The 20,922-nt window shown below is 68.2% G+C and carries 16 protein-coding genes; 13 read left to right on the plus strand and 3 right to left on the minus strand.

What is annotated here, in order from left to right; all coding sequences use genetic code 11:
• Positions 1-21: 21 nt before the first annotated feature.
• From purH to AC07ZS_RS19720, 3 genes are all read left to right on the plus strand, one after another.
• Positions 22-1,608 (plus strand): bifunctional phosphoribosylaminoimidazolecarboxamide formyltransferase/IMP cyclohydrolase, encoded by a 1,587-nt coding sequence (purH, locus tag AC07ZS_RS19710; protein WP_494800226.1) that lies wholly within the window; start codon positions 22-24, stop codon positions 1,606-1,608.
• A 286-nt stretch (positions 1,609-1,894) separates the two neighbouring features.
• Positions 1,895-4,045 (plus strand): catalase/peroxidase HPI, encoded by a 2,151-nt coding sequence (katG, locus tag AC07ZS_RS19715; protein ID WP_494800227.1) that lies wholly within the window; start codon positions 1,895-1,897, stop codon positions 4,043-4,045.
• An 83-nt stretch (positions 4,046-4,128) separates the two neighbouring features.
• Entirely contained in the window at positions 4,129-4,548 is a 420-nt protein-coding gene (locus AC07ZS_RS19720) for a hypothetical protein (RefSeq protein ID WP_494800228.1), read from the plus strand.
• Between the two features lie 14 nt (positions 4,549-4,562).
• Here AC07ZS_RS19720 and hemL read toward each other — a convergent pair whose 3' ends face one another.
• Both hemL and thiD read right to left on the minus strand, forming a co-directional pair.
• Positions 4,563-5,867 (minus strand): glutamate-1-semialdehyde 2,1-aminomutase, encoded by a 1,305-nt coding sequence (hemL, locus tag AC07ZS_RS19725; RefSeq protein WP_494800229.1) that lies wholly within the window; start codon positions 5,865-5,867, stop codon positions 4,563-4,565.
• 10 nt (positions 5,868-5,877) lie between these two features.
• Positions 5,878-6,822 (minus strand): bifunctional hydroxymethylpyrimidine kinase/phosphomethylpyrimidine kinase, encoded by a 945-nt coding sequence (gene thiD / locus AC07ZS_RS19730; RefSeq protein WP_494800230.1) that lies wholly within the window; start codon positions 6,820-6,822, stop codon positions 5,878-5,880.
• Between the two features lie 155 nt (positions 6,823-6,977).
• Here thiD and AC07ZS_RS19735 point away from each other — a divergent pair, with 155 nt between their 5' ends.
• The 6 genes from AC07ZS_RS19735 to AC07ZS_RS19760 all read left to right on the plus strand — a co-directional run bounded on the left by AC07ZS_RS19735 (position 6,978) and on the right by AC07ZS_RS19760 (position 16,855).
• On the plus strand, positions 6,978-7,151 hold the full coding sequence (locus tag AC07ZS_RS19735; protein WP_494800231.1) for a rubredoxin: 174 nt from the start codon (positions 6,978-6,980) through the stop codon (positions 7,149-7,151).
• Between the two features lie 102 nt (positions 7,152-7,253).
• Positions 7,254-7,649 (plus strand): response regulator, encoded by a 396-nt coding sequence (locus AC07ZS_RS19740; RefSeq protein WP_297397748.1) that lies wholly within the window; start codon positions 7,254-7,256, stop codon positions 7,647-7,649.
• Positions 7,649-8,014, plus strand: coding sequence for a response regulator (locus AC07ZS_RS19745; protein WP_494800232.1), 366 nt, complete (start codon positions 7,649-7,651; stop codon positions 8,012-8,014). The genes AC07ZS_RS19740 and AC07ZS_RS19745 overlap by 1 nt, the downstream gene beginning before the upstream one ends.
• 29 nt (positions 8,015-8,043) lie before the next feature.
• Positions 8,044-8,583, plus strand: coding sequence for a chemotaxis protein CheW (locus tag AC07ZS_RS19750; RefSeq protein WP_494800233.1), 540 nt, complete (start codon positions 8,044-8,046; stop codon positions 8,581-8,583).
• Positions 8,584-8,647: 64 nt separating this feature from the next.
• Positions 8,648-10,894, plus strand: coding sequence for a methyl-accepting chemotaxis protein (locus AC07ZS_RS19755; RefSeq protein WP_494800234.1), 2,247 nt, complete (start codon positions 8,648-8,650; stop codon positions 10,892-10,894).
• Positions 10,895-10,930: 36 nt separating this feature from the next.
• Positions 10,931-16,855: a hybrid sensor histidine kinase/response regulator gene (locus AC07ZS_RS19760; RefSeq protein WP_494800235.1), complete on the plus strand. Its 5,925-nt coding sequence runs from the start codon at positions 10,931-10,933 to the stop codon at positions 16,853-16,855.
• 3 nt (positions 16,856-16,858) lie between these two features.
• Here the strand turns inward: AC07ZS_RS19760 and AC07ZS_RS19765 are convergent, their stop codons facing one another.
• The gene (locus AC07ZS_RS19765) at positions 16,859-18,358 is read right to left on the minus strand and encodes a cryptochrome/photolyase family protein (protein ID WP_494800236.1); all 1,500 of its coding nucleotides are present in this window, start codon (positions 18,356-18,358) and stop codon (positions 16,859-16,861) included.
• A gap of 65 nt (positions 18,359-18,423) precedes the next feature.
• On the opposite strand from AC07ZS_RS19765, the gene AC07ZS_RS19770 reads away from it, so the two are divergent.
• From AC07ZS_RS19770 to AC07ZS_RS19785, 4 genes are read left to right on the plus strand one after another with little or no spacing between them, the layout of a single operon-like run.
• On the plus strand, positions 18,424-19,011 hold the full coding sequence (locus tag AC07ZS_RS19770) for a YqgE/AlgH family protein (protein WP_494800237.1): 588 nt from the start codon (positions 18,424-18,426) through the stop codon (positions 19,009-19,011).
• Complete coding sequence (gene ruvX, locus AC07ZS_RS19775) at positions 19,008-19,436, plus strand: Holliday junction resolvase RuvX (protein WP_494800238.1); 429 nt, start codon at positions 19,008-19,010, stop codon at positions 19,434-19,436. The genes AC07ZS_RS19770 and ruvX overlap by 4 nt, the downstream gene beginning before the upstream one ends.
• A 5-nt stretch (positions 19,437-19,441) precedes the next feature.
• Complete coding sequence (gene pyrR, locus AC07ZS_RS19780; RefSeq protein ID WP_494800246.1) at positions 19,442-19,957, plus strand: bifunctional pyr operon transcriptional regulator/uracil phosphoribosyltransferase PyrR; 516 nt, start codon at positions 19,442-19,444, stop codon at positions 19,955-19,957.
• 2 nt (positions 19,958-19,959) lie between these two features.
• On the plus strand, positions 19,960-20,919 hold the full coding sequence (locus tag AC07ZS_RS19785) for an aspartate carbamoyltransferase catalytic subunit (protein WP_494800239.1): 960 nt from the start codon (positions 19,960-19,962) through the stop codon (positions 20,917-20,919).
• The last annotated feature ends 3 nt before the right edge of the window (positions 20,920-20,922 follow it).

The raw sequence follows: 20,922 nt of genomic DNA on the forward strand, positions 1-20,922 counted from the left end.
ACCTCCCAAGCCCTTTCCTCCATGCGCGCACTCATCTCCGTCTCCGACAAGACCGGCATCGTCGAACTCGCCCAGGCCCTGCACGGCCTCGGCGTGGCCCTGATCTCCACCGGCGGCACCGCCAAGCTGCTGGCCGACAAGGGCCTGCCGGTGACCGAGGTAGCCGAGGTGACGGGCTTCCCCGAGATGCTCGACGGCCGCGTGAAGACGCTGCACCCCAAGGTGCACGGCGGCCTGCTGGCGCGCCGCGACCTGCCCGAGCACATGGCCGCGCTCAAGGCGCACGGCATCGACACCATCGACCTGCTGATCGTCAACCTCTATCCCTTCGAGGCCACCGTGGCCAAGGCCGGCTGCACGCTGGAAGACGCGATCGAGAACATCGACATCGGTGGCCCGGCCATGGTGCGCAGCGCCGCGAAGAACTGGAAGGACGTGGCGGTGCTGACCGACGCGGCCCAGTACCCGGCCGTGATCGACGAACTCAAGGCCGGCGGCAAGCTCAGCGACAAGACGCGCTTCGCGCTGTCGGTGGCCGCGTTCAACCGCATCAGCAACTACGACGCCGCCATCAGCGACTACCTCTCGTCCATCGAGTTCGAGGCCGGCGCCGCCGTGCCCAAGCGCAGCGAGTACCCGGCGCAGAGCAACGGCCGCTTCGTCAAGCTGCAGGACCTGCGCTACGGCGAGAACCCGCACCAGAGCGCCGCCTTCTACCGCGACCTGCACCCCGCGCCGGGCTCGCTGGTCACGGCCAAGCAACTGCAGGGCAAGGAGCTGAGCTACAACAACATCGCCGATGCCGACGCGGCCTGGGAATGCGTCAAGAGCTTCGACGCGCCGGCCTGCGTGATCGTGAAGCACGCCAACCCCTGCGGCGTGGCCGTGGGCAAGGACGCGCTGGAGGCCTACAGCAAGGCCTTCCAGACCGACCCCACCAGCGCCTTCGGCGGCATCATCGCCCTCAACCGCGTGCTCGACGGCGCGGGCGCGCAGGCGATCAGCAAACAGTTCGTCGAGGTGCTGATGGCACCCGGCTACACGCCCGAGGCGCTGGAGGTGTTCAAGGCCAAGGCCAATGTGCGCGTGCTCGAGATCGCGCTGCCCCCGGGCGGCCCGACCGCGTGGGACAAGGGCCTGAACCTCAGCGACGTCAAGCGCGTGGGCTCGGGCCTGCTGATCCAGAGCGCCGACAACCACGTGCTGCAGCGCAGCGACCTCAAGGTCGTCACCAAGCTGCAGCCGACCGAGCAGCAGCTCGAAGACCTGCTGTTCGCCTGGAATGTGGCGAAGTTCGTGAAGTCCAACGCCATCGTGTTCTGCAAGGACGGCATGACCATGGGCGTGGGGGCGGGCCAGATGAGCCGCCTGGACTCGGCGCGCATCGCCAGCATCAAGGCCGGCCACGCCAAGCTGTCGCTGCAGGGCACGGCGGTGGCGAGCGATGCCTTCTTCCCGTTCCGCGACGGCCTGGACGTGGTGGTGGACGCCGGCGCGAGCTGCGTGATCCAGCCGGGTGGCTCCATGCGCGATCAGGAAGTGATCGACGCCGCAGACGAGCGCGGCGTGGTGATGGTGTATTCGGGCGTGCGCCACTTCCGCCACTGAGCGACGGCGCCTTGCGCGCCTGAACGCCGACCCGGGCCGCCGCAGAACCTGCCGCGGCCCTTTCTTTTGCATGGCCTCCCGATTTTAAATAGTTAATTTCTATTGATGGAATGCGGCCAATCAAATGGCCGTTTTGAAGTCAGCTCCCTATGCTTGTGGTTTCTTCCACAAAAAGGAGCCCCCATGGTCAGTCCCTCCTGGCTCGAAGCCCTCGCCGCGCTGGCGTTGGCGCATTGATCGGTTCCGCCTCCCTTCACGTCCCCCCTCACTACAAAGGAGAACACCCATGTCTGCCCCAGAAGCCCAATGCCCCTTCCACCACGGTTCCGGCGTCGGAACCACCAACAAGGACTGGTGGCCCAACCAACTGCGCATGGACGTGCTGAACCAGCACTCGGCCCGGTCCAACCCGCTGGGTGAATCGTTCAACTACGCGGAAGAATTCAAGAAGCTGGACTACAAGGCGCTCAAGGCCGACCTGAACAAGCTGATGACCGACAGCCAGGACTGGTGGCCGGCCGACTTCGGCCACTACGGCCCGCAGTTCATCCGCATGGCGTGGCACTCGGCCGGCACCTACCGCACCACCGACGGCCGTGGCGGCGGCGGGCGCGGCCAGCAACGCTTCGCGCCCCTCAACTCCTGGCCCGACAACGTCAACATCGACAAGTCGCGCCGCCTGCTGTGGCCGATCAAGCAGAAGTACGGCCAGCAGATTTCCTGGGCCGACCTCATGATCCTCGCCGGCAACGTGGCGCTGGAGTCCATGGGCTTTCGCACCTTCGGTTTTGCGGGCGGCCGCGAAGACGTGTGGGAACCCGACATGGACGTGAGCTGGGGCGCCGAGACCAAATGGCTGGGCGACGACCAGCGCTTTGAGGGCGACCGCGTGCTGGTCAAGAGCCTGGGCGCGACCCACATGGGCCTGATCTACGTGAACCCCGAAGGCCCGAACGCCAGCGGCGACTACATGGCCGCGGCCAAGGACATCCGCGCCACCTTCTACCGCATGGCCATGGACGACGAGGAGATCGTCGCGCTCATCGCCGGCGGCCACACCTTCGGCAAGGCCCACGGCGCGGCGCCCGAGTCGCACAAGGGCGCGGAACCCGAGGGCGGCACGATCGAAGCGCAAGGCCTGGGCTGGACCAGCAACTTCGGTTCCGGCTTCGGCAAGGACACCGTTTCCAGCGGCCTGGAAGTGACCTGGACCAAGACCCCCGCGCTGTGGAGCAACAACTTCTTCGAGAACCTGTTCAAGTACGAATGGGAAATGGAGAAGAGCCCCGCCGGTGCCAAGCAATGGGTGGCCAAGGACGCAGAGGACATCATTCCCGACGCGCACATCAAGGGCCAGTTCCACAAGCCCAAGATGCTCACCACCGACCTCACGATGCGCTTCGACCCGGAGTTCGGCAAGATCTCCCGGCGCTTCCTGGAAGACCCGCAGGCCTTCGCCGAAGCCTTCGCACGCGCCTGGTTCAAGCTGACCCACCGCGACATGGGGCCGAAGGCGCGTTACCTTGGCCCGGAAGTACCGAAGGAAGACCTGATCTGGCAGGACCCGCTGCCGGCGGCCACGCACCAACCCACGGCCGCCGACATCGCCGACCTCAAGGCCAGAATCGCGGCCTCAGGCGTCTCGGTGGGCGACCTGGTCTCGGTGGCCTGGGCCTCCGCATCCACTTTCCGGGGCGGTGACAAGCGCGGCGGCGCCAACGGCGCGCGCATCGCCCTCGCTCCGCAGAAGGACTGGGCGGTCAACCAGCGTGCGGTGAAGGCGCTGCCCAGGCTGATCGAGATCCAGAAGGCCTCGGGCAAGGCGTCGCTCGCCGACGTGATCGTGCTGGCCGGCGTGGTCGGCGTCGAACAGGGTGCGAAGGCCGCTGGCGTGGCGGTGGAGGTGCCGTTTGCGCCGGGCCGCGTCGATGCCCGCCAGGACCAGACCGATGTCGAGGCCTTCGAGGTGCTTGAACCCGAAGCCGACGGCTTCCGTAACTACAAGAAGGGCCGCAGCGCGGCCTCCACCGAGGCGTTGCTGGTCGACAAAGCCCAGTTGCTGACCCTGACCGCGCCGGAGATGACCGCGCTGGTCGGCGGCCTGCGGGTGCTGGGGGCCAACTTCGACGGTGGTCAGAACGGGGTGTTCACCGACCAGGTCGGGGCGTTGAGCAACGACTTCTTCGTCAACCTGCTCAACATGAACACGGTGTGGACGGCGAAGGACACCGACGCCGAGCTGTTCGAGGGCAAGGACCGCCAGAGCGGCCAGTTGAAGTACACGGCCACCCGCAGCGACCTGGTGTTCGGGTCCAACTCGGTGCTGCGCGCCTATGCCGAGGTGTACGCCAGTGCGCGCGGCAAGGAGAAGCTCGTCAAGGACTTCGTGGCCGCCTGGACCAAGGTGATGAACGCCGATCGGTTCGATCTCGCGTGATCCGCTGATGCAGCGTGCATGACAAAGGCCACCCTCGGGTGGCCTTTGTTTCGCCCATTCAAGAAGAACAACAGGAGACCCGCATGCTCATCATGCAGAAGATGCCCGACGCCTCCACCGCGCGCTTTCGCCTCGAACCCTGGATTCACCTGATCGAGCAGCTCGACCTGATCCTCGCGATCGTGCAGAGCGGCGATTCAAACCCCGTGCTTCGCCGCTTCGGTGCGCGCCGGCGTTCGGCCATGCACCGCCGCCTCATGCTGGAGCGAAGGCGCCTCATCGCAGAAATTGCGGTCCTGGGCCATGTCGTCGTTGCGATGAACCCGATGCCGGATGCGCCGGCGCCGCAGCGCGACCTCGATGTCGAGTTCAAGCGCCTCGGGGACGCCTTCGACCTGTGCGCGCAAGACCTGTCACCGCTGACGCAGGCCGCGTTGCAGGACTGGCTGACGCTGCGTTCGCACATGCACCGGGAGCACGCCCGCTTCTTCCGGGCCTACTGACCCGAGGCCTGCGCTCAGCGGGCCAGCTGCTTGAACACCTCGCGCGCCGCCGCCACCGTGTCTTCGATGTCCTTCGCCGTGTGGGCTGCGCTCACGAAGCCGGCTTCGTACAGGGCCGGTGCGATGTAGACGCCGCGCTCCAGCAGGCCGTGGAACAGGGTGTTGAAGCGCGGGCCGTCGGTGGTCATCACCTTGGCGTAGTTCTGCGGCAGTTCGTCGAACAGGAAGAAGCCGAACATGCCACCTTCGCTGTCGCCGCTCAGGGCCACGCCCTCGGCCGCCGCAGCGCCCTTGAGGCCGTCGACCAGCGAGCGCGTGGTGGCCGCGAGTGCGTCGTAGAAACCGGGCTTGCGGATCTCTTTCAGGGTGGCCAGGCCACAGGCCGTGGCCACCGGGTTGCCCGAGAGCGTGCCGGCCTGGTAGACGCCGCCCAGCGGTGCGAGCTGTTCCATCACCGCGCGCTTGGCGCCGAAGGCGGCCAGCGGCATGCCGCCGCCGATCACCTTGCCCATCACCGTCATGTCGGGCTCGAAGCCGGGAATGAGCTGGGCGTACACGCTCTGCGCGCCGCCCAGCGCCACGCGGAAGCCGGTCATGACCTCGTCGAAGGCGAGCAGGGCGCCGTGCTGCGTGCACAGCTCGCGGCAGCGCTTCATGAACGGCACGCTGGCGCGCACGAAGTTCATGTTGCCCGCGATCGGCTCGATGATCAGGCAGGCCACCTCGGGGCCGTGCTCGGCGAAGGCGGCTTCGAGCTGTTCGAGGTTGTTGTACTCGAGCACGAGGGTGTGCTGCACCACTTCGGGCGGCACGCCGGAGCTGGTCGGGTTGCCGAAGGTGGCCAGGCCCGAGCCGGCCTTGACCAGCAGGGCGTCGGCATGGCCGTGGTAGCAGCCCTCGAACTTGATGATCTTCTTGCGCCCGGTGGCACCGCGCGCCAGGCGGATGGTGCTCATGCCGGCTTCGGTGCCCGAGCTCACCAGCCGCACCATGTCGATGCTGGGCACCAGCTCGACGATGGCCTCGGCCAGCTCGACCTCGCGCTCGGTCGGGGCGCCGAACGAGAAACCCTCCAGCACGGCTTTCTGCACCGCCTCGACCACCGCCGGGTGGCCGTGGCCCAGGATCATCGGGCCCCAGGAGCCGATGTAGTCAATGTAGCGCTGGCCGTTGGCGTCCCAGAAATGGGCGCCCTGGGCGCGCTGCACGAAACGGGGCGTGCCGCCCACCGCGCGGAAGGCGCGCACGGGCGAGTTCACGCCGCCGGGGATCAGCGCCTTGGCGCGGTCGAACAGTTGCTGGTTGCGGTCGGTGGTCATGGAGCGAAAGTCAATGTCTGGTGGTGTCGAGCGGGAAATCGTCGGCGTCGAGCGTGCTGTCGGGCGTGCCCTCGCCGGGCGCGGGCTCTTCTTCCTCGTCCATGTCGTCGTGGGCCCAGAACAGGCGATCGGGCACGGCGTGTCCCATGCCGGGCTGGAAGCCCGCGTCCAGGCATTGATCGAGGTAGGTGAGCGCCTCGGCGCAGGCCGCCTGCAGGTCGCTGCCGCCGGCGATGAGCGCGCACAGCGCGGCCGAGAGGGTGTCACCGGCACCGGTGAAGGTGGCCTCGAAGCGTTCGTAGCGCGCCGTGGCCAGCACCGTCTCGGGCGTGGCCAGGTGGCTTTCGAGGTACTGGTCGGCCGCATTGAAGCCGGTGACCAGCGTGTATGGCACGCCGTGCACGGCGGCGGCGCGCGCCACTTCGCGGGCGGTCGGCGGGCGATCCCCTTCCCATTCTGGCAGCAGCCAGCGGCACAGCGTGCTGTGGTTGCCCACCAGCACGGTGGTCTGCGGCAGCAGCAGTTCGGCGCAGGCATCGAGGTAGGTGTCGATCGCCATTTCGTCCCACCAGGAGAGGTCGGGCATGTAGGTGATGACCGGGACCTCGTTGTAGTCGGTGGTGATCTCCGCGATCACGCTCAGGTTCTCGGGGCTGCCCACGAAGCCGACCTTGAAGGCCTGCACCGGCATGTCTTCCAGGGCGCAACGCGCCTGGTCGGCCACCGCCTCTTCGTCGAAGGCAAAGTGGTCGTGGATGTCGGAGGTGTCCCGGACGTAGGCGCCCGTCACGATGGGCAGCACGTGCGTGGACGCGCTCGACATGGCCGTGATGTCCGCACTCAGGCCGCCCGCGCCGCTGGGGTCGCTGGCATTGAAGGTCAGCACGCAGGGCAGGGAAATCTCGCCGGGCTTCTCGCCCGATGCGGGCTCGGAAGTTGCGGGTGTATCGGGCATGGGTACGGTGGGGGGGAAGGGGTTGCGGCGCGGGTCACCCGAGGGTGGTTTGCGCAGGGCGCCAAACGCGATCGACAGCCGGTCCAACTGGCTTGCGGAGCGGCGCAGGTCGCTCGATACAATGCTTGCATTCTAAGACAATGCCCCCTATAACCATGACCGAATCGAAGACTTGGATGTGCCTGATCTGCGGCTGGATTTACGACGAAGCCGCCGGCGCACCCGAGCATGGCGTGGCCGCCGGCACCCCCTGGGCTGAGGTGCCGATGAACTGGACCTGTCCCGAGTGCGGCGCCCGAAAAGAAGATTTTGAGATGGTGCAGATCTGAGGTTGGGATCTGCGCGCTTGATGGTGTCCAGGCGAACCCGGTAGGGGTATTTCTCCGGTCTCGCTTTCCTCGTTCTGTCCCACCCTCTGGAGCTAGTGAAACGTGAGCACAACGCCTGCCCTCAAAGTCCTGGTGGTTGACGACAGCAATACCATCCGCCGCAGTGCCGAGATCTTCCTCAAGCAGGGTGGGCACGAGGTGCTGCTCGCCGATGACGGCTTCGACGCCCTCGCCAAGATCAACGACTACCAGCCCGATCTGGTGTTCTGCGACATCCTCATGCCGCGCCTCGACGGCTACCAGACCTGCGCAATCATCAAGCGCAACGCCCGCTTCGCCAGCATCCCGGTGGTCATGCTCTCGTCCAAGGACGGCGTCTTCGACAAGGCGCGCGGCCGCATGGTCGGCTCGCAGGACTACCTCACCAAACCCTTTACCAAAGACCAACTGCTGCAAGCGGTGCAGCAGTTCGGCGCCAACCTGACAGGAGCAGTGTGATGCCCATTCGGAAAATCCTCGTGGTGGACGACTCGAAAACGGAGTTGCTGGTCCTGTCCGATCTGCTGGGGAAAAACGGCTACACCGTCGCCACCGCTGAGAACGCGGACGAGGCCTTCCGTCGGCTTGGCGAGGAAAAGCCCGACCTGATCCTGATGGACGTGGTGATGCCCGGTCAGAATGGGTTTCAACTCACGCGTGCCATCACGCGGGACCCTCAGTATTCGAGCATTCCCATCGTCATGTGCACGAGCAAAAATCTGGAGACCGACCGCGTCTGGGGCATGCGCCAGGGCGCACGCGATTACGTGACCAAGCCGGTCAACGCGGAAGAGCTGTTGTCGAAGATTCGCGCGCTGGGTTGATCGCACCAACGACCTGAATCGCACCGAGCATGGCCAAACGTCAATCACTCAAGGAACTCCAGGAACGATTGGCCCAGCGTTTGACAGCCGCCAAGACCGAGGCCGTGACCGCCACCTGGCTGGCGGTGGAAGCCGGTGACCGGCGCTACCTGCTCCCTCTGGTGCAGTCCGGTGAAATTTTCCCCTGGTCCGCGCTGCAGCGCGTGCCTTACACCAAGCCCTGGTACGCCGGGGTCGCCAGCCTGCGCGGCGGCCTGCACGGCGTGATCGACCTGGCCCGGCTGGTCGGGTCTTCGGCCCAGGCACTTCCTTCGCAGAGTGGCGAGCGCGTGACCTCCGAGTCGCGCCTGGTCAGCCTGCACACCGCGCTCGGCTTCAATGCCGTGATCTGGATCGACCGCCTGCTCGGTCTGCGCAACCCCTCCATGTTCACCGCGCTCGGGACCAATCCCGAGGGTGCGCCTTCGTATTTCACCCGCTCGCTGGTCGATGCCCAGGGCCAGGCCTGGCAGGAGCTGGATCTGCAGATGCTGGTGGCCGAGCCCGAATTTCTGGCGATCGCCGCCTGAAGCTTGAACCCGCGGACCGCATGGGGTCCTTTTGTCATTCTGTTTTCAGTTGGAAGGTTTTTACATGGCTATGCTTGATCGATTCCAGGGTCTTTTCAAGAAAAAAGCCGGCGACGAACCCGACCTTTCCAATGCCACCGACCAGGAGGTCGCCGAACTCGCGGCGGCCCGTCTGGCGCCGACGCTGGCGTCGGAAGGACTCGTCGGCAATGCGATGGTGGATGAGGACAGCACCGACCTCAGCGGCGAGGTGACCCTGCCGCTGCTGGGCAGCAAACCCGCCGAGCAGCACCAGCGCACGCTGGCCATCCTGCTCGCGCTTGGCCTGGTGGCGCTGGGCGGCGTGACGCTCTATGCACTGACCCAGACGGAGAAGGTGGGTCAGCAGGTGGCCGCCAGCGGCCAGGCCCTGATGCAGTCGCAGCGGCTGGCCAAGAGCGTCTCGCAGGCGCTGATCGGCAGCCCGGCGGCATTCCCCGAAGTGCGCGACAGCTCGACCGTGATGGCCCGCGCCCTGCGCGGCCTCAAGGGCGGCGACAGCGAGATGTCGCTCGACGCCCTGGGCACCGAGTACTCGGAAGAGCTCGACGCGATCCTGCCCAAGGTGGATCAGGCCGAACGCAATGCCGCGGCGGTGCTGGCGCAGCAGAACATCCTGACCCAGGTGGGCAACGCCCTGCGCACGATCAACCGCCAATCGTCCGATCTGCTGGAGATCGCCGAGACGGTCTCCTCGTTGAAGCTGCAACAGAACGCGCCCGCGGCCGAGATTTCCGCTTCGGGCCAGCTGGTGATGTTGACCCAGCGCATCGGCAAGTCGGCCAACGAGTTCCTGACTATGGAAGGTGTGAGCCCCGAGGCGGTGTTCCTGCTGGGCAAGGACTTGAACACCTTCAAGGAAATCGCCGAAGGCCTGCTCAAGGGCAGCGACGAACTGCGCCTGGCCGCCGCGCGCGATCCCCAGGTGCGCGAGCGCCTGGAGGCCCTGCTCAAGCTGTACGAAGCCACGCGCGTCGAAGCCGGCGCCATTCTGGGCAACCTGCAGGGCCTGGTGTCGGCGCGCGAAGCGCAGGCCGGCATCATTGCCGACAGCGAACCCCTGCGCCTGAGCCTGGAGAAGCTGCAGGGCGACCTGTCCTCGCGCTCCGGCCTGGGCGGCGGCCAGCTGGCAGCCCTGGCGCTCTCGGCCCTGTTTGCCCTGCTGTGCGCCGGCGGTCTGGCCTACGTGCAGCTGCTGGACAGCCGCCAGCGCCAGTCGGTGGCGGAATCGCAGCGGCTCGCGGCCGAGTCGCAACAGCAGGACGCCAAGCGCGTCAACGACGCCAACCAGGCGGCCATTCTTCGCCTGATGAACGAACTGCAGACGGTGGCCGAAGGCGACCTGACGCAGGAAGCCACGGTGACGGAAGACATCACCGGCGCCATCGCCGACTCGGTGAACTACACGGTGGAGGAACTGCGATCGCTGGTGGGCAACGTGCAGGCCACGGCCACCCGCGTGGCGCAAACCACGTCGGCGGTGGAAAGCACCTCGACCGAGCTGCTGGCGGCGTCCACCGAACAGCTGCGCGAGATCCGCGAAACCGGCCAGTCGGTGCTGGACATGGCGCAGCGCATCAACCAGGTGTCGGGTCAGGCGCAGGAGTCGGCCACGGTGGCCCGTGCCTCGCTGCAGGCCGCCGAGTCGGGCCTGCAGGCGGTGCAGGACGCCATCGGCGGTATGAACGCCATCCGCGACCAGATCCAGGAAACCTCCAAGCGCATCAAGCGGCTGGGCGAATCGTCGCAGGAGATCGGTGAAATCACGGAGCTGATTTCCGACATTACCGAACAGACGAACGTGCTGGCCCTCAACGCCGCCATCCAGGCCGCGTCGGCCGGTGAAGCCGGTCGAGGCTTCTCGGTGGTGGCGGAAGAAGTGCAGCGGCTGGCCGAACGCTCCGCCGATGCCACGCGCCAGATCTCGGCGCTGGTGAAGGCGATTCAGACCGACACGCAGGACGCGGTGGCCGCCATGGAGCGCTCCACGCAGGGTGTGGTCGAAGGGGCCAAGCTGTCGGACAACGCCGGTACCGCGCTGTCGGAGATCGACCGCGTGTCGCGCCGCCTCGCCGAGCTGATCGAGCAGATTTCCGATGCCGCGTCCCGCGAAGCCGATTCGGCCAACGAGGTGGCCGGCAACATCCAGCACATCTTTGCCGTGACCGAGCAGACCGGCGAAGGCACGCGTTCCACGGCCCAGCAGGTGCGTGAACTCTCGGCCATGGCCGAGGAGCTGCGCCAGTCGGTGGCCCGATTCAAGATCGCCTGACCTCGGTCAGCGCCCGCGTCAACCCACGGGAACAACATGCTCGACTCCGCCATCGACACCGACAGCCTGCCAGCGGACGCGCCGGTCGCCGACCTCGGCCCCCTGGCCTGGGTTTTCGAGGAACTGCGCAAATCGCTCGACGGTGCCAACAAGGCCATCAAGCGCTTCGTGCGCGAAACCGAACTGTCGCGCAACAACGACCTGGAGGCGGTGGACCCCGGCTCCCTGCGGCTGGCGCGCCAGCAACTGCACCAGGCCGTGGGCGCGCTGGAGATGGTGGGGCTGACCTCGCCGGCCCAGGTCCTGCGTGCCATGGAAGCGGCCGTGCAGCGCTTCGTGCAGCGACCGAACACCTGCACCGAAGAAGCCGCGGGCAAGGTGGAGCGGGCCAGCTTCGCGCTGATCGAATACCTGGAGGCGGTGCTCAACAACAAGCCGATCCAGCCGGTGGCGCTGTTCGCCCAGTACCGCGAGGTGCAGGAGCTGGCGGCGGCCGAGCGCGTGCACCCGGCCGACCTGTGGCCCTTCGAGCACCGGGGCAAGGAAGTCGGCGCGCCGGCCGGCGTCACGCCGCTCGAGTCCAGCGCGGCCGTGCGCTCGCTGTTCGACCGCCTGGTGCTGCTGGTCGTCAAGACCCAAAGCGTGGCCGCTGCCCAGCAGCTGGCCAAGCTCAGCGGCGGTCTGTCTGCCGGCGCGGCCGACGCCCGCGCGCGCACGTTCTGGCGCGTGGCGGCTGCCTACTTCGAGGCGGTGGCCAACCACCTGCTGCCGCCCGACGTCTACGTCAAGCGCGCGACCTCGCGCATCCTGCTGCAGTTCGTCAACCTCAGCCAGGGCAAGGCCCAGGTGTCGGAGACCCTGCTGCACGACCTGCTGTTCTTCTGTGCCCAGCCGGCGTCCGTCTCCGCCACCGCCACGCCCCACCTGGCGGCGGTGCGCGAGGCCTTCGGCCTGGGCGAGTTGCCGCCGGTGGACTACCACCAGGCCACGCTGGGCCGCTACGACCCGGCGGTGCTCGCGCAGGCCCGCAAGCGCATCCACACGGCCAAGGAAGTCTGGTCTCTGTACTCCGGCGGCGACAACAGCCGCGCGCGGCAGGTCGCCGACCAGTTCAGCCTGATCGGCGATTCGCTGCTCAAGCTGCACCCGGCCAGCACCGTGCTGGCCCAGGCCCTGGTGAAAGCCGCCGACCAGGCGGTGCAGGAAGCCGGGAATGTGCGCCCCGAACTGGCGATGGAAGTCGCCACCACCACGCTGTACCTGGAAGCGGCCTTTGAAGATTTCGATCCCGGTGCACCCGAGCTGACCGAGCGCATGCAGGCCCTGGCCGAACGCCTGGAAGGCGTGCTCGCCGGGCGGCCCGCGCAGCCGCTGGACGTCTGGATGGAGCAGCTGTACCGGCGCGTGAGCGACCGCCAGACCATGGGCAGCGTGGTCGGCGAACTCAAGGCCTCGCTGGGCGAGGCGGAAAAATCACTCGACCAGTTCTTCCGCAACCCGCAGGAGAAGGCTGGTCTGCACGTGGCGGTGTCCCAACTGGGGCAGATGCGCGGCGTGCTTTCCGTGCTGGGGCTGGAGCAGGCCGTGCTCACCGTGGCCCGCATGCGCAACGCGGTGGACCAGATCCTCGACACCGAAGTGGACGAGGCCCTGGCGCGCGAGGCCGGCACCTTCCAGCAGCTGGGCAACAACCTCAGCGCGATGAGTTTCCTGGTCGACATGCTCAACTACCAGCCCACGCTGGCCAAGAAGCTCTTCGTGTTCGACGAGGAGAAAGGCGAGCTGCTGCCCCTGATGGGCCGCACGGTGGGCACCGGCAGCGCGCACCAGCCGGCCCAGGAAGAGGCGCAAGCCATCAGCGACGGCGTGCAGCGCGTGGTCGACAGCGTGCAGGGTGGCCTGAGCCTGGTCGATCTGAGCGAGCAACTCGATTCGCTGGCGGACCAGGCCTCGCTGGCCGAGCAATCGGGCGTGGCGCGCGCCGCGCGCGAAGCGGCCGAGGCGGTGGTCAAGGACGATGCCGCCGCCGGCGCGCAGGCCCTGGTGGGTCTGTCCGCGTCGTCCCTTCCCGCGCACGAGCCGGAGCCGCCGGCACCGCCGGAGGCCGACAACGACGAAGACGACCTGCTCGACATCTTCCTGGAAGAGGCCCGCGAGGTGGTGGCCAACGGCCTGGAAGCCGTGTCGCACCTGCAGGTGCAGCCCAGCGATCTGGAGCACCTCACCACCCTGCGCCGGGCGTTCCACACGCTCAAGGGCAGTTCGCGCATGGTCGGCCTGGACGAGTTCGGCGAAGCGGCCTGGGCCATGGAGCAATTGCTCAACACCGTGCTGGCCGAACAGCGGCCTGCCAGCCCGCCCCTGCTCACGCTGGCGGGCGAGGCCATGACGGAATTCGGGCGCTGGGTGGACGACATCTCGGCGCGCCGCGCCGTGCCCTGGCGTTCGTTGCCCTTCCGCGCCAGTGCCGAGGCGCTGCGCGACCAGGGGCAGTACCTGCCGCTGGCGTCGCCGGACGTGGAGGCGACCGTGTCCGCACCCGTGCCGCTGGAAGCGGCCGTGTACGAACCGCCGCCGACCGAGGAAGCGCCCGTGGCGGATGCCGTGGCCGCGCCTTCGTTCGACCTCGATCTGGATGCCGTGGCCGCGGCTGCGGCTGCGGCTGCGGCGGTGCCGGTCGAGCCCGTGCCGGACTTCCCGGTGGTGGATGCACCGGTCGAGCTCCCGGCGGCGGAGCTGTCCCCGGACGCCGAACCGCTGCTGGCCGACATCGATTTCGGCAGCCTGGCGGCGTTGTCGTCGACCGCGCAGACCGAGCCGGCCGAGACGACGGCCGAGCCCGAGGTCGTGGCTGAGCCGGTGGCCGAATTCATCGAGGCCACCCCTGAAGTGATCCCCGAGGTGGTGCCCGAAGAGGACAGCGTGGCCCTGGAGGTCGTGCAGTCGGTCGAGCCGGTCGTGTTGCCCGAGCCCGAGGCGATTCCCGACGAACAGACCAAGGTCATCGGTCCGCTGCGCATCGGCCTCAAGCTGTACAACGTCTACCTCAACGAGGCGGACGAATGGTCCCGCCGCCTCAACACCGTGCTGACCGAGTGGGCGCTGGAGCGCCACGAACCGGTGCCCGAACAGGCCGAGGCGCTGGCGCATTCGCTGGCCGGCAGTTCGGCCACGGTGGGCTTCGATTCGCTGTCCGACATCGCGCGCGCCCTGGAGCACGCGATCGGCTCGGTGGCTTCTCACCAGCACGCTGGGCACGCGGCGACCGCCGGCCAGGCCCAGCTGTTCGTCGAGGCCTCGGACGACATCCGCCGCCTGCTGCACCAGTTCGCCGCCGGCTTCCTCAAGGAGCCCAACGCCGAGCTGATGGAGGCGCTGTACCGCGTGGTGCACGACCCGCAGCCCGAGTTCGTGCCGGCCGAGCCCGAGCCCGAACCCGTCTTCGAGCCGCCTGCCGAGGCAGCGGTGGCCCAGGACGACAGCGCGCCGGTGCTGGCCCTGACCGGTTTCGAGGTGCCCGACCGGGCCGAACACGTCACCGCCTTCACCGCACCGCACGCCGACATCCGCCGCGCGCACGAGGCGGTGCAGGACATCGACGACGACATCGACGTGACCGACACCGTCGACGTCGACCTGTTCCCGATCTTTGCCGAAGAAGCCCAGGAACTCATTCCCCAGCTCGATGGCGCCCTGCGCCAGTGGGTGGCGCGCCCCGACAACGGCAGCGCGCGCGCCGAGGTGCTGCGCAACCTGCACACGCTCAAGGGCAGCGCGCGCCTGGCCGGCGCCCTGCGCCTGGGCGAGATGGCGCACCGCATGGAAACCGCCGCCGAGCGGCTGGGCTCCGATCTTCAGCGGGGCGCCGACCTCGAAGCCCTGCAGACCGCCTTCGACGCCATCAGCGCGCGCTTCGAGCAGTTGCGCAACGCCGACGCCCAGATCATCGACATCGTGCCGCCGGTGCCCGAGTCCGTGCCCGCCCGGCCGGTGCCGGCCGCCGCCGCGCCGGAGGCAGCCGATGCCGCTGCCACCGCCACGCAAGGGGGCCTGTCCGGCATCCCGCTGCCGCAGGCGCCGGCCGTGCTGCAGGCCCGTGCCGGTGCCGCCGTGCGCGTGCGCCCCGAGCTGCTGGACCGACTGGTCAACCAGACCGGCGAGGTGATGATCACGCGCTCGCGCATGGAGTCCGAGCTGGTGACCCTGCGCGGCTCGCTCAAGGACCTCACAGGCAACCTGGACCGCTTGCGCGGCCAGCTGCGCGACATCGAGCTGCAGGCCGAGACCCAGATGCAGTCGCGGCTGGCCCAGGCGCGCGACGCCGACCAGTCGTTCGACCCGCTGGAATTCGACCGCTTCACCCGCGTGCAGGAACTCACCCGCATGATGGCCGAGTCGGTCAACGACGTGGCCACCGTGCAGCGCAACCTGCAGCGCGCGGTGGAAGCCACCGAAGACAGCCTGGTCGCGCAGGCGCGCCAGACGCGCGAGCTGCAGCGCGACCTGCTGCGCACGCGCATGGTGGAATTCGAGGGCATCTCCGAGCGCCTGTACCGCGTGGTGCGCCAGGCCTCCAAGGAAACCGGCAAGCAGGTGCGGCTGGACATCACTGGCGGCAACATCGAAATGGACCGGGGCGTGCTCGACCGCATGACCGCCGCCTTCGAGCACCTGCTGCGCAACAGCGTGGCCCACGGCATCGAGGTGCCCGAGCGGCGCCAGCAGGCCGGCAAGCCGGCCGAAGGCCAGATCGAAATCGTGCTGGGCCATGAACTCAACGACGTGTCGCTGGTGTTCACCGACGACGGCGCCGGACTCGACCTCGTGCGGCTGCGCGAAAAGGGCCAGGCGCAGGGCTTGATCCCGCCGGGCACGCAGCTCAGCGACGAAGAAGCCGCCCAGCTCGTCTTCGAGCCGGGCATCAGCACGGCGCGCGAAGTGTCCGAACTGGCCGGCCGCGGCATCGGCATGGACGTGGTGCGCAACGACGTGGTCGCCCTGGGTGGCCGCATCGAAACCGCCACGCAGGCCGGGCAGGGCACCAGCTTCAAGCTGGTGCTGCCGCTGACCACCGCCGTCACCCAGGTGGTGATGCTGCGCGCGGGCGGGCTCACCGTGGGTGTGCCGTCCAACCTGGTCGAGGTGGTGCGCCGCCTGGGCAACGAGGACCTCGCCAAGGCCTACGCCAGCGGCCACCTCAACGTGGCGGGCGAGGACGTGCCGTTCTACTGGTCCGGTGCGCTGCTGCAGTCCTCGCCGCGATCGACCGAGGTGCACGGCCGCACGCAGCCGGTGGTGATCTTCCGAAGCGCGGCGCAGCGCGTGGCCCTGCACGTGGACGAAGTGCTGGGCAACCAGGAAGTCGTGGTCAAGAACCTGGGTTCGCAGCTCTCGCGCCTGCCGGGTCTGGCGGGCATGTCGGTGCTGGCCTCGGGCGCGGTCGCGCTGATCTACAACCCGGTGGCCCTGTCCACCGTGTACGGCGCCCAGGTGGCCGAGTGGGTGGCGAACCAGCGCAGCGCGGCGCCGCAGGCCGCGTCGTCGGGCGATGCGCTGGCGCAGAGCGCCGCGGAAGTGAACACGGTGCCTCTGGTGCTGGTGGTGGACGACTCCATCACCGTGCGCCGCGTGACGCAGCGCCTGCTGCAGCGCGAGGGCTACCGCGTGACGCTGGCGGCCGACGGCCTGCAGGCGCTGGAGAAGCTGCAGGCCGAACGCCCGACCGTGGTGCTGTCCGACATCGAGATGCCGCGCATGGACGGGTTCGACCTGGTGCGCAACATCCGCAGCGACGTGCGCCTGTCCGACCTGCCGGTGATCATGATCACCTCGCGCATCGCGGAGAAACACCGCGAGCACGCGCGCGAACTCGGGGTGGACCACTACCTTGGCAAGCCGTACTCGGAAGACGAGCTGCTGGCCCTGATCGGCCACTACGCCAAGGCGGCGGCGGAAGCCTGATGCTCAGCGGGGCGTCTTGCCCGGCTGTTTGACGACGGCGTAGCGCAGCAGCGTGCGCTCGCGCGCCACCGCGTGGTCCACGATCGGTGGCGGGTAGCCCTCGCCCAGCACCAGCCCGGCGGCCGCCAGCTCGATCTCGTTGGCCTTCCAGGGCGCGTGGATCGCCGCGTCCGGCAGGCCGGCGAGCTGCGGCAGGTAGCGCCGGATGAACTTGCCGTGCGGGTCGAACTTCTCGCTCTGCGTCACCGGGTTGAAGATGCGGAACCAGGGCTGGGCGTCGCAGCCGCTGGAGCTGGCCCACTGCCAGCCGCCGTTGTTGGCCGCGAGGTCGAAGTCGATCAGATGGTCGGCAAAGTAGCGCTCGCCCCATTGCCAGTGCAGCCCCAAGTCCTTCACCAGGAAACTGGCCACCACCATGCGCAGCCGGTTGTGCATGTAGCCGGTCTGGTTGATCTGGGCCATGGCCGCATCGACCAGCGGGTAGCCGGTGCGACCCTCGCACCAGGCTGCGAATTGCTCCCTGGCGTGTTTGCCATGCTCGAACTTGATGGCGTCGTACTCGGGCTTGAAGGCCTTGTCCACCACGTGCGGGAAGTTGGCCAGCACCTGGTGGTAGAAGTCGCGCCAGACCAGCTCGGACAGCCAGGTGCTCGCGCCCGCCATGCCCTGCAGGTGCATCTGGTAGGCCACCGAGGCGAGGTGGCGGATCGAGATGGTGCCGAAGCGCAGGTGGGCGCTCAGGTAGCTCGGTCCCTTCACGGCGGGGAAGTTGCGCGCGCCCTCGTAGCGGTCGATGCGGTCGACGAAATCCTCGAACAGCGCGTGCGCCCCGCTGGCGCCGGGGGGCAGGGCCAGTTGCGCGAGGTTGGTGGGTTCAAAACCGATGTCCGACAGGCTGGGAACGGGCGCGGCGTGTTCGGGCGGCACGCCGGCCAGCGTGCCCGCGTACCGGGCCACCGGGTAGGCCTTGAGGTGAAAGGGCGTGAGCGCCTTGAGCCAGGCGTTCTTGTAGGGCGTGAACACGCCGAAGGCGTGGCCAGCCTGCGTGAGCACCTCGCGCCGCTCGAAGATCACGTGGTCCTTGTGGCTGTGCAGCAGGATGCCGGCGTGCGCGAGGTCGCCGAACACGCGGGCGTCGCGCTCCAGGGCGGCGGGCTCGTCGTCGTGGTTGGCGAACACCGCCTGCACGCCCAGCTGCTGGGCCAGCGCAGGAATCGCCCGCGCGGCCGGCGCATGCCGCACGATCAGGCCCACTCCCTCCACACCGTGCTCGCGCCCCAGCGCGCGCAGCCGTTCGTCGAGCTCCACCAGCGATTCGCGGATGAACTCCACTCGCCGGTCGGCGCGCAGGCCGCGTCCCTGCAGGTCGTCCAGGATGTCGGTGTCGAACACGAACACGCACCAGACCCGGCGGCACACCTTGAGCGCGTGGTACAGCGCGGCGTTGTCCTCGGCGCGCAGGTCACGGCGGAACCACATCAGACCTTTGTCGTAGCTGTTCATGGGCCAGGGCGGGGGTTGCCCCTGCCGGGCAATGACCAGCAGAGTAGGCGGCTTAAAATCGCGCCATGTCTGCTGATTTTGCCCCCATCAACCTGACCAATCATTTTCTGATTGCGATGCCCGGCCTCAGCGACGAGCTTTTTGGCCGCAGCGTGGTGTTCATGTGCGAGCACAGCGAGCGCGGCGCCCTGGGCCTGGTGATCAACAAACCCAGCGACATCCTGCTGTCGCGCCTGTTCGAGAAGGTCGACCTGCCCATGGGCCGCGACGACCTGGCCACCTTGCCCGTGTTCCAGGGCGGCCCGGTGCAGACCGAGCGCGGCTTCGTGCTGCACGAGGCGGTCTCGGGCGAGGGCGAGTCGGTGTATGCCTCCACCCTGTCCATTCCGGGTGGCCTGGAGATGACCACCTCCAAGGACGTGCTCGAGGCCATGGCCTCCGGTGCCGGCCCGCGACGCGTGTTCGTCTCGCTGGGCTACGCCTCCTGGGGTCAGGGCCAGCTCGAATCGGAAATCACCGAGAACAGCTGGCTCACGGTGGAAGCCGACCCCAACCTGATCTTCGACGCGCCGGTGGCCGAGCGCTACGAGCGCGCCATGGCCCTGCTGGGCCTGCAGCCCTGGATGTTGTCGCCTGACGCAGGTCACGCATGACCGTGAACGCACCGGCGCCCACGACCATTGAAGTCCCGGCGCATTGCCAGGTGTTTCTGGCGTTCGACTTCGGCCTCAAGCGCACCGGCGTGGCCACGGGCAACCGCCTCACGCGCAGCGCCACGCCGCAGCCCACCATCGCCGCCGAAGGCGACGCGCGTTTCGCGCAGATCGCGCAGCGCCTGAAGGAATGGCAGCCCGACGCCCTGGTGGTGGGTGTGCCCTACCACCCCGACGGCGCCCCGCACGAGAACACCGCGCGCGCGCTCAAGTTCGCGCGCCAGCTGCGCGGGCGCCACGGCCTGCCGGTGTTCGAGGTGGATGAGCGCTACAGCACCACCGAGGCCCACAGCCTGGGGGCCAAAGACGCCGATGCCGCATCGGCCTGCATCATCCTGGAACAGTTTTTGAGGAGCCTGCCTTGACGTCGTTGTCTTCCCACCTGCCCGATGCCGAGGCGCTCTACGCGGAGCTCGCGCGCGCGGTGAAACAGCTGTTGGTCGCATCGCCCGCCCCGGTGGTGCTGGTCGGCATCACCTCCGGCGGCGCCTGGCTGGCCGAGCGCCTGCAGGCCGACCTGGGCCTGAGCGGGCCGGCGGGCGTGATCTCGTCGAGCATGCACCGCGACGACTTCGCGCAGCGCGGCCTGGCCTCCAGCGCCCAGACCGTGCTGCCCTTCGAGGTGAACGGCGCGCACGTGCTGCTCATCGACGACGTGCTCTACACCGGCCGCACGCTGCGCGCCGTGATCAACGAACTCTTCGACTACGGCCGCCCGGCCAGCGTGCGCCTGGCGGTGCTGGTGGACCGGGGCGGGCGCGAACTGCCGATCGAGGCCAACCTGTGCGCCGCGCGCGTGGACGTGCCGGCGGGCCGCTCACTCGAACTCGCGCGCGATGCCGACAGCGGCCGCCTGAGCTTCGTGCTGGAAACCAAGGAAGCCTGACCGTGCAACGCAAGAACCCCCAGCTCAACAAGAACGGTGAACTGATTCACCTGCTCTCCACCGAGGGCCTGTCGCGCGACATCCTCACGCAGATCCTGGACACCGCCGCCAACTTCACGAGCGTGAGCAACCGCGAGGTCAAGAAGGTGCCGCTGCTGCGCGGCAAGAGCGTGTTCAACCTGTTCTTCGAGAACAGCACGCGCACGCGCACCACGTTCGAGATCGCGGCCACGCGCCTCTCCGCCGACGTGATCAACCTCGACATCGCGCGCAGCTCCACCGCCAAGGGCGAGTCGCTGCTCGACACCATCGCCAACCTCAGCGCGATGGCGGCCGACATCTTCGTCGTGCGCCACAGCGAGTCGGGCGCGCCCTACCTGATCTCGCAGCACGTGGCGCCGCACGTGCACGTGGTCAACGCGGGCGACGGGCGCCATGCCCACCCCACGCAGGGGCTGCTCGACATGTACACCATCCGCCACTACAAGAAGGACTTCACCCAGCTCTCGGTGGCCATCGTGGGTGACGTGCTGCACTCGCGCGTGGCGCGCTCGGACATCCACGCGCTCACCACGCTGGGCTGCCCCGACGTGCGCGTGGTCGGCCCGCGCACGCTGGTGCCCAGCGACCTCTCGCACATGGGCGTGCGCGTGTGCCACACGCTGGAAGAGGGCATCAAGGACTGCGACGTGGTGATCACGCTGCGGCTGCAGAACGAGCGCATGAGCGGCGCCCTGCTGCCGTCGAGCCAGGAGTACTTCAAGAGCTTCGGGCTCACGCCCGAGCGCCTGCGCTGGGCCAAGGACGACGCGATCGTGATGCACCCGGGCCCGATCAACCGCGGCGTGGAAATCGATTCGGCCGTGGTGGACGGCCCGCAGAGCGTGATCCTGCCGCAGGTCACTTACGGCATCGCGGTGCGCATGGCGGTCATGGGCATCGTTGCAGGGAACGAGGCATAACGA

Source organism: Hydrogenophaga sp. GW456-12-10-14-TSB4 (assembly GCF_059424305.1).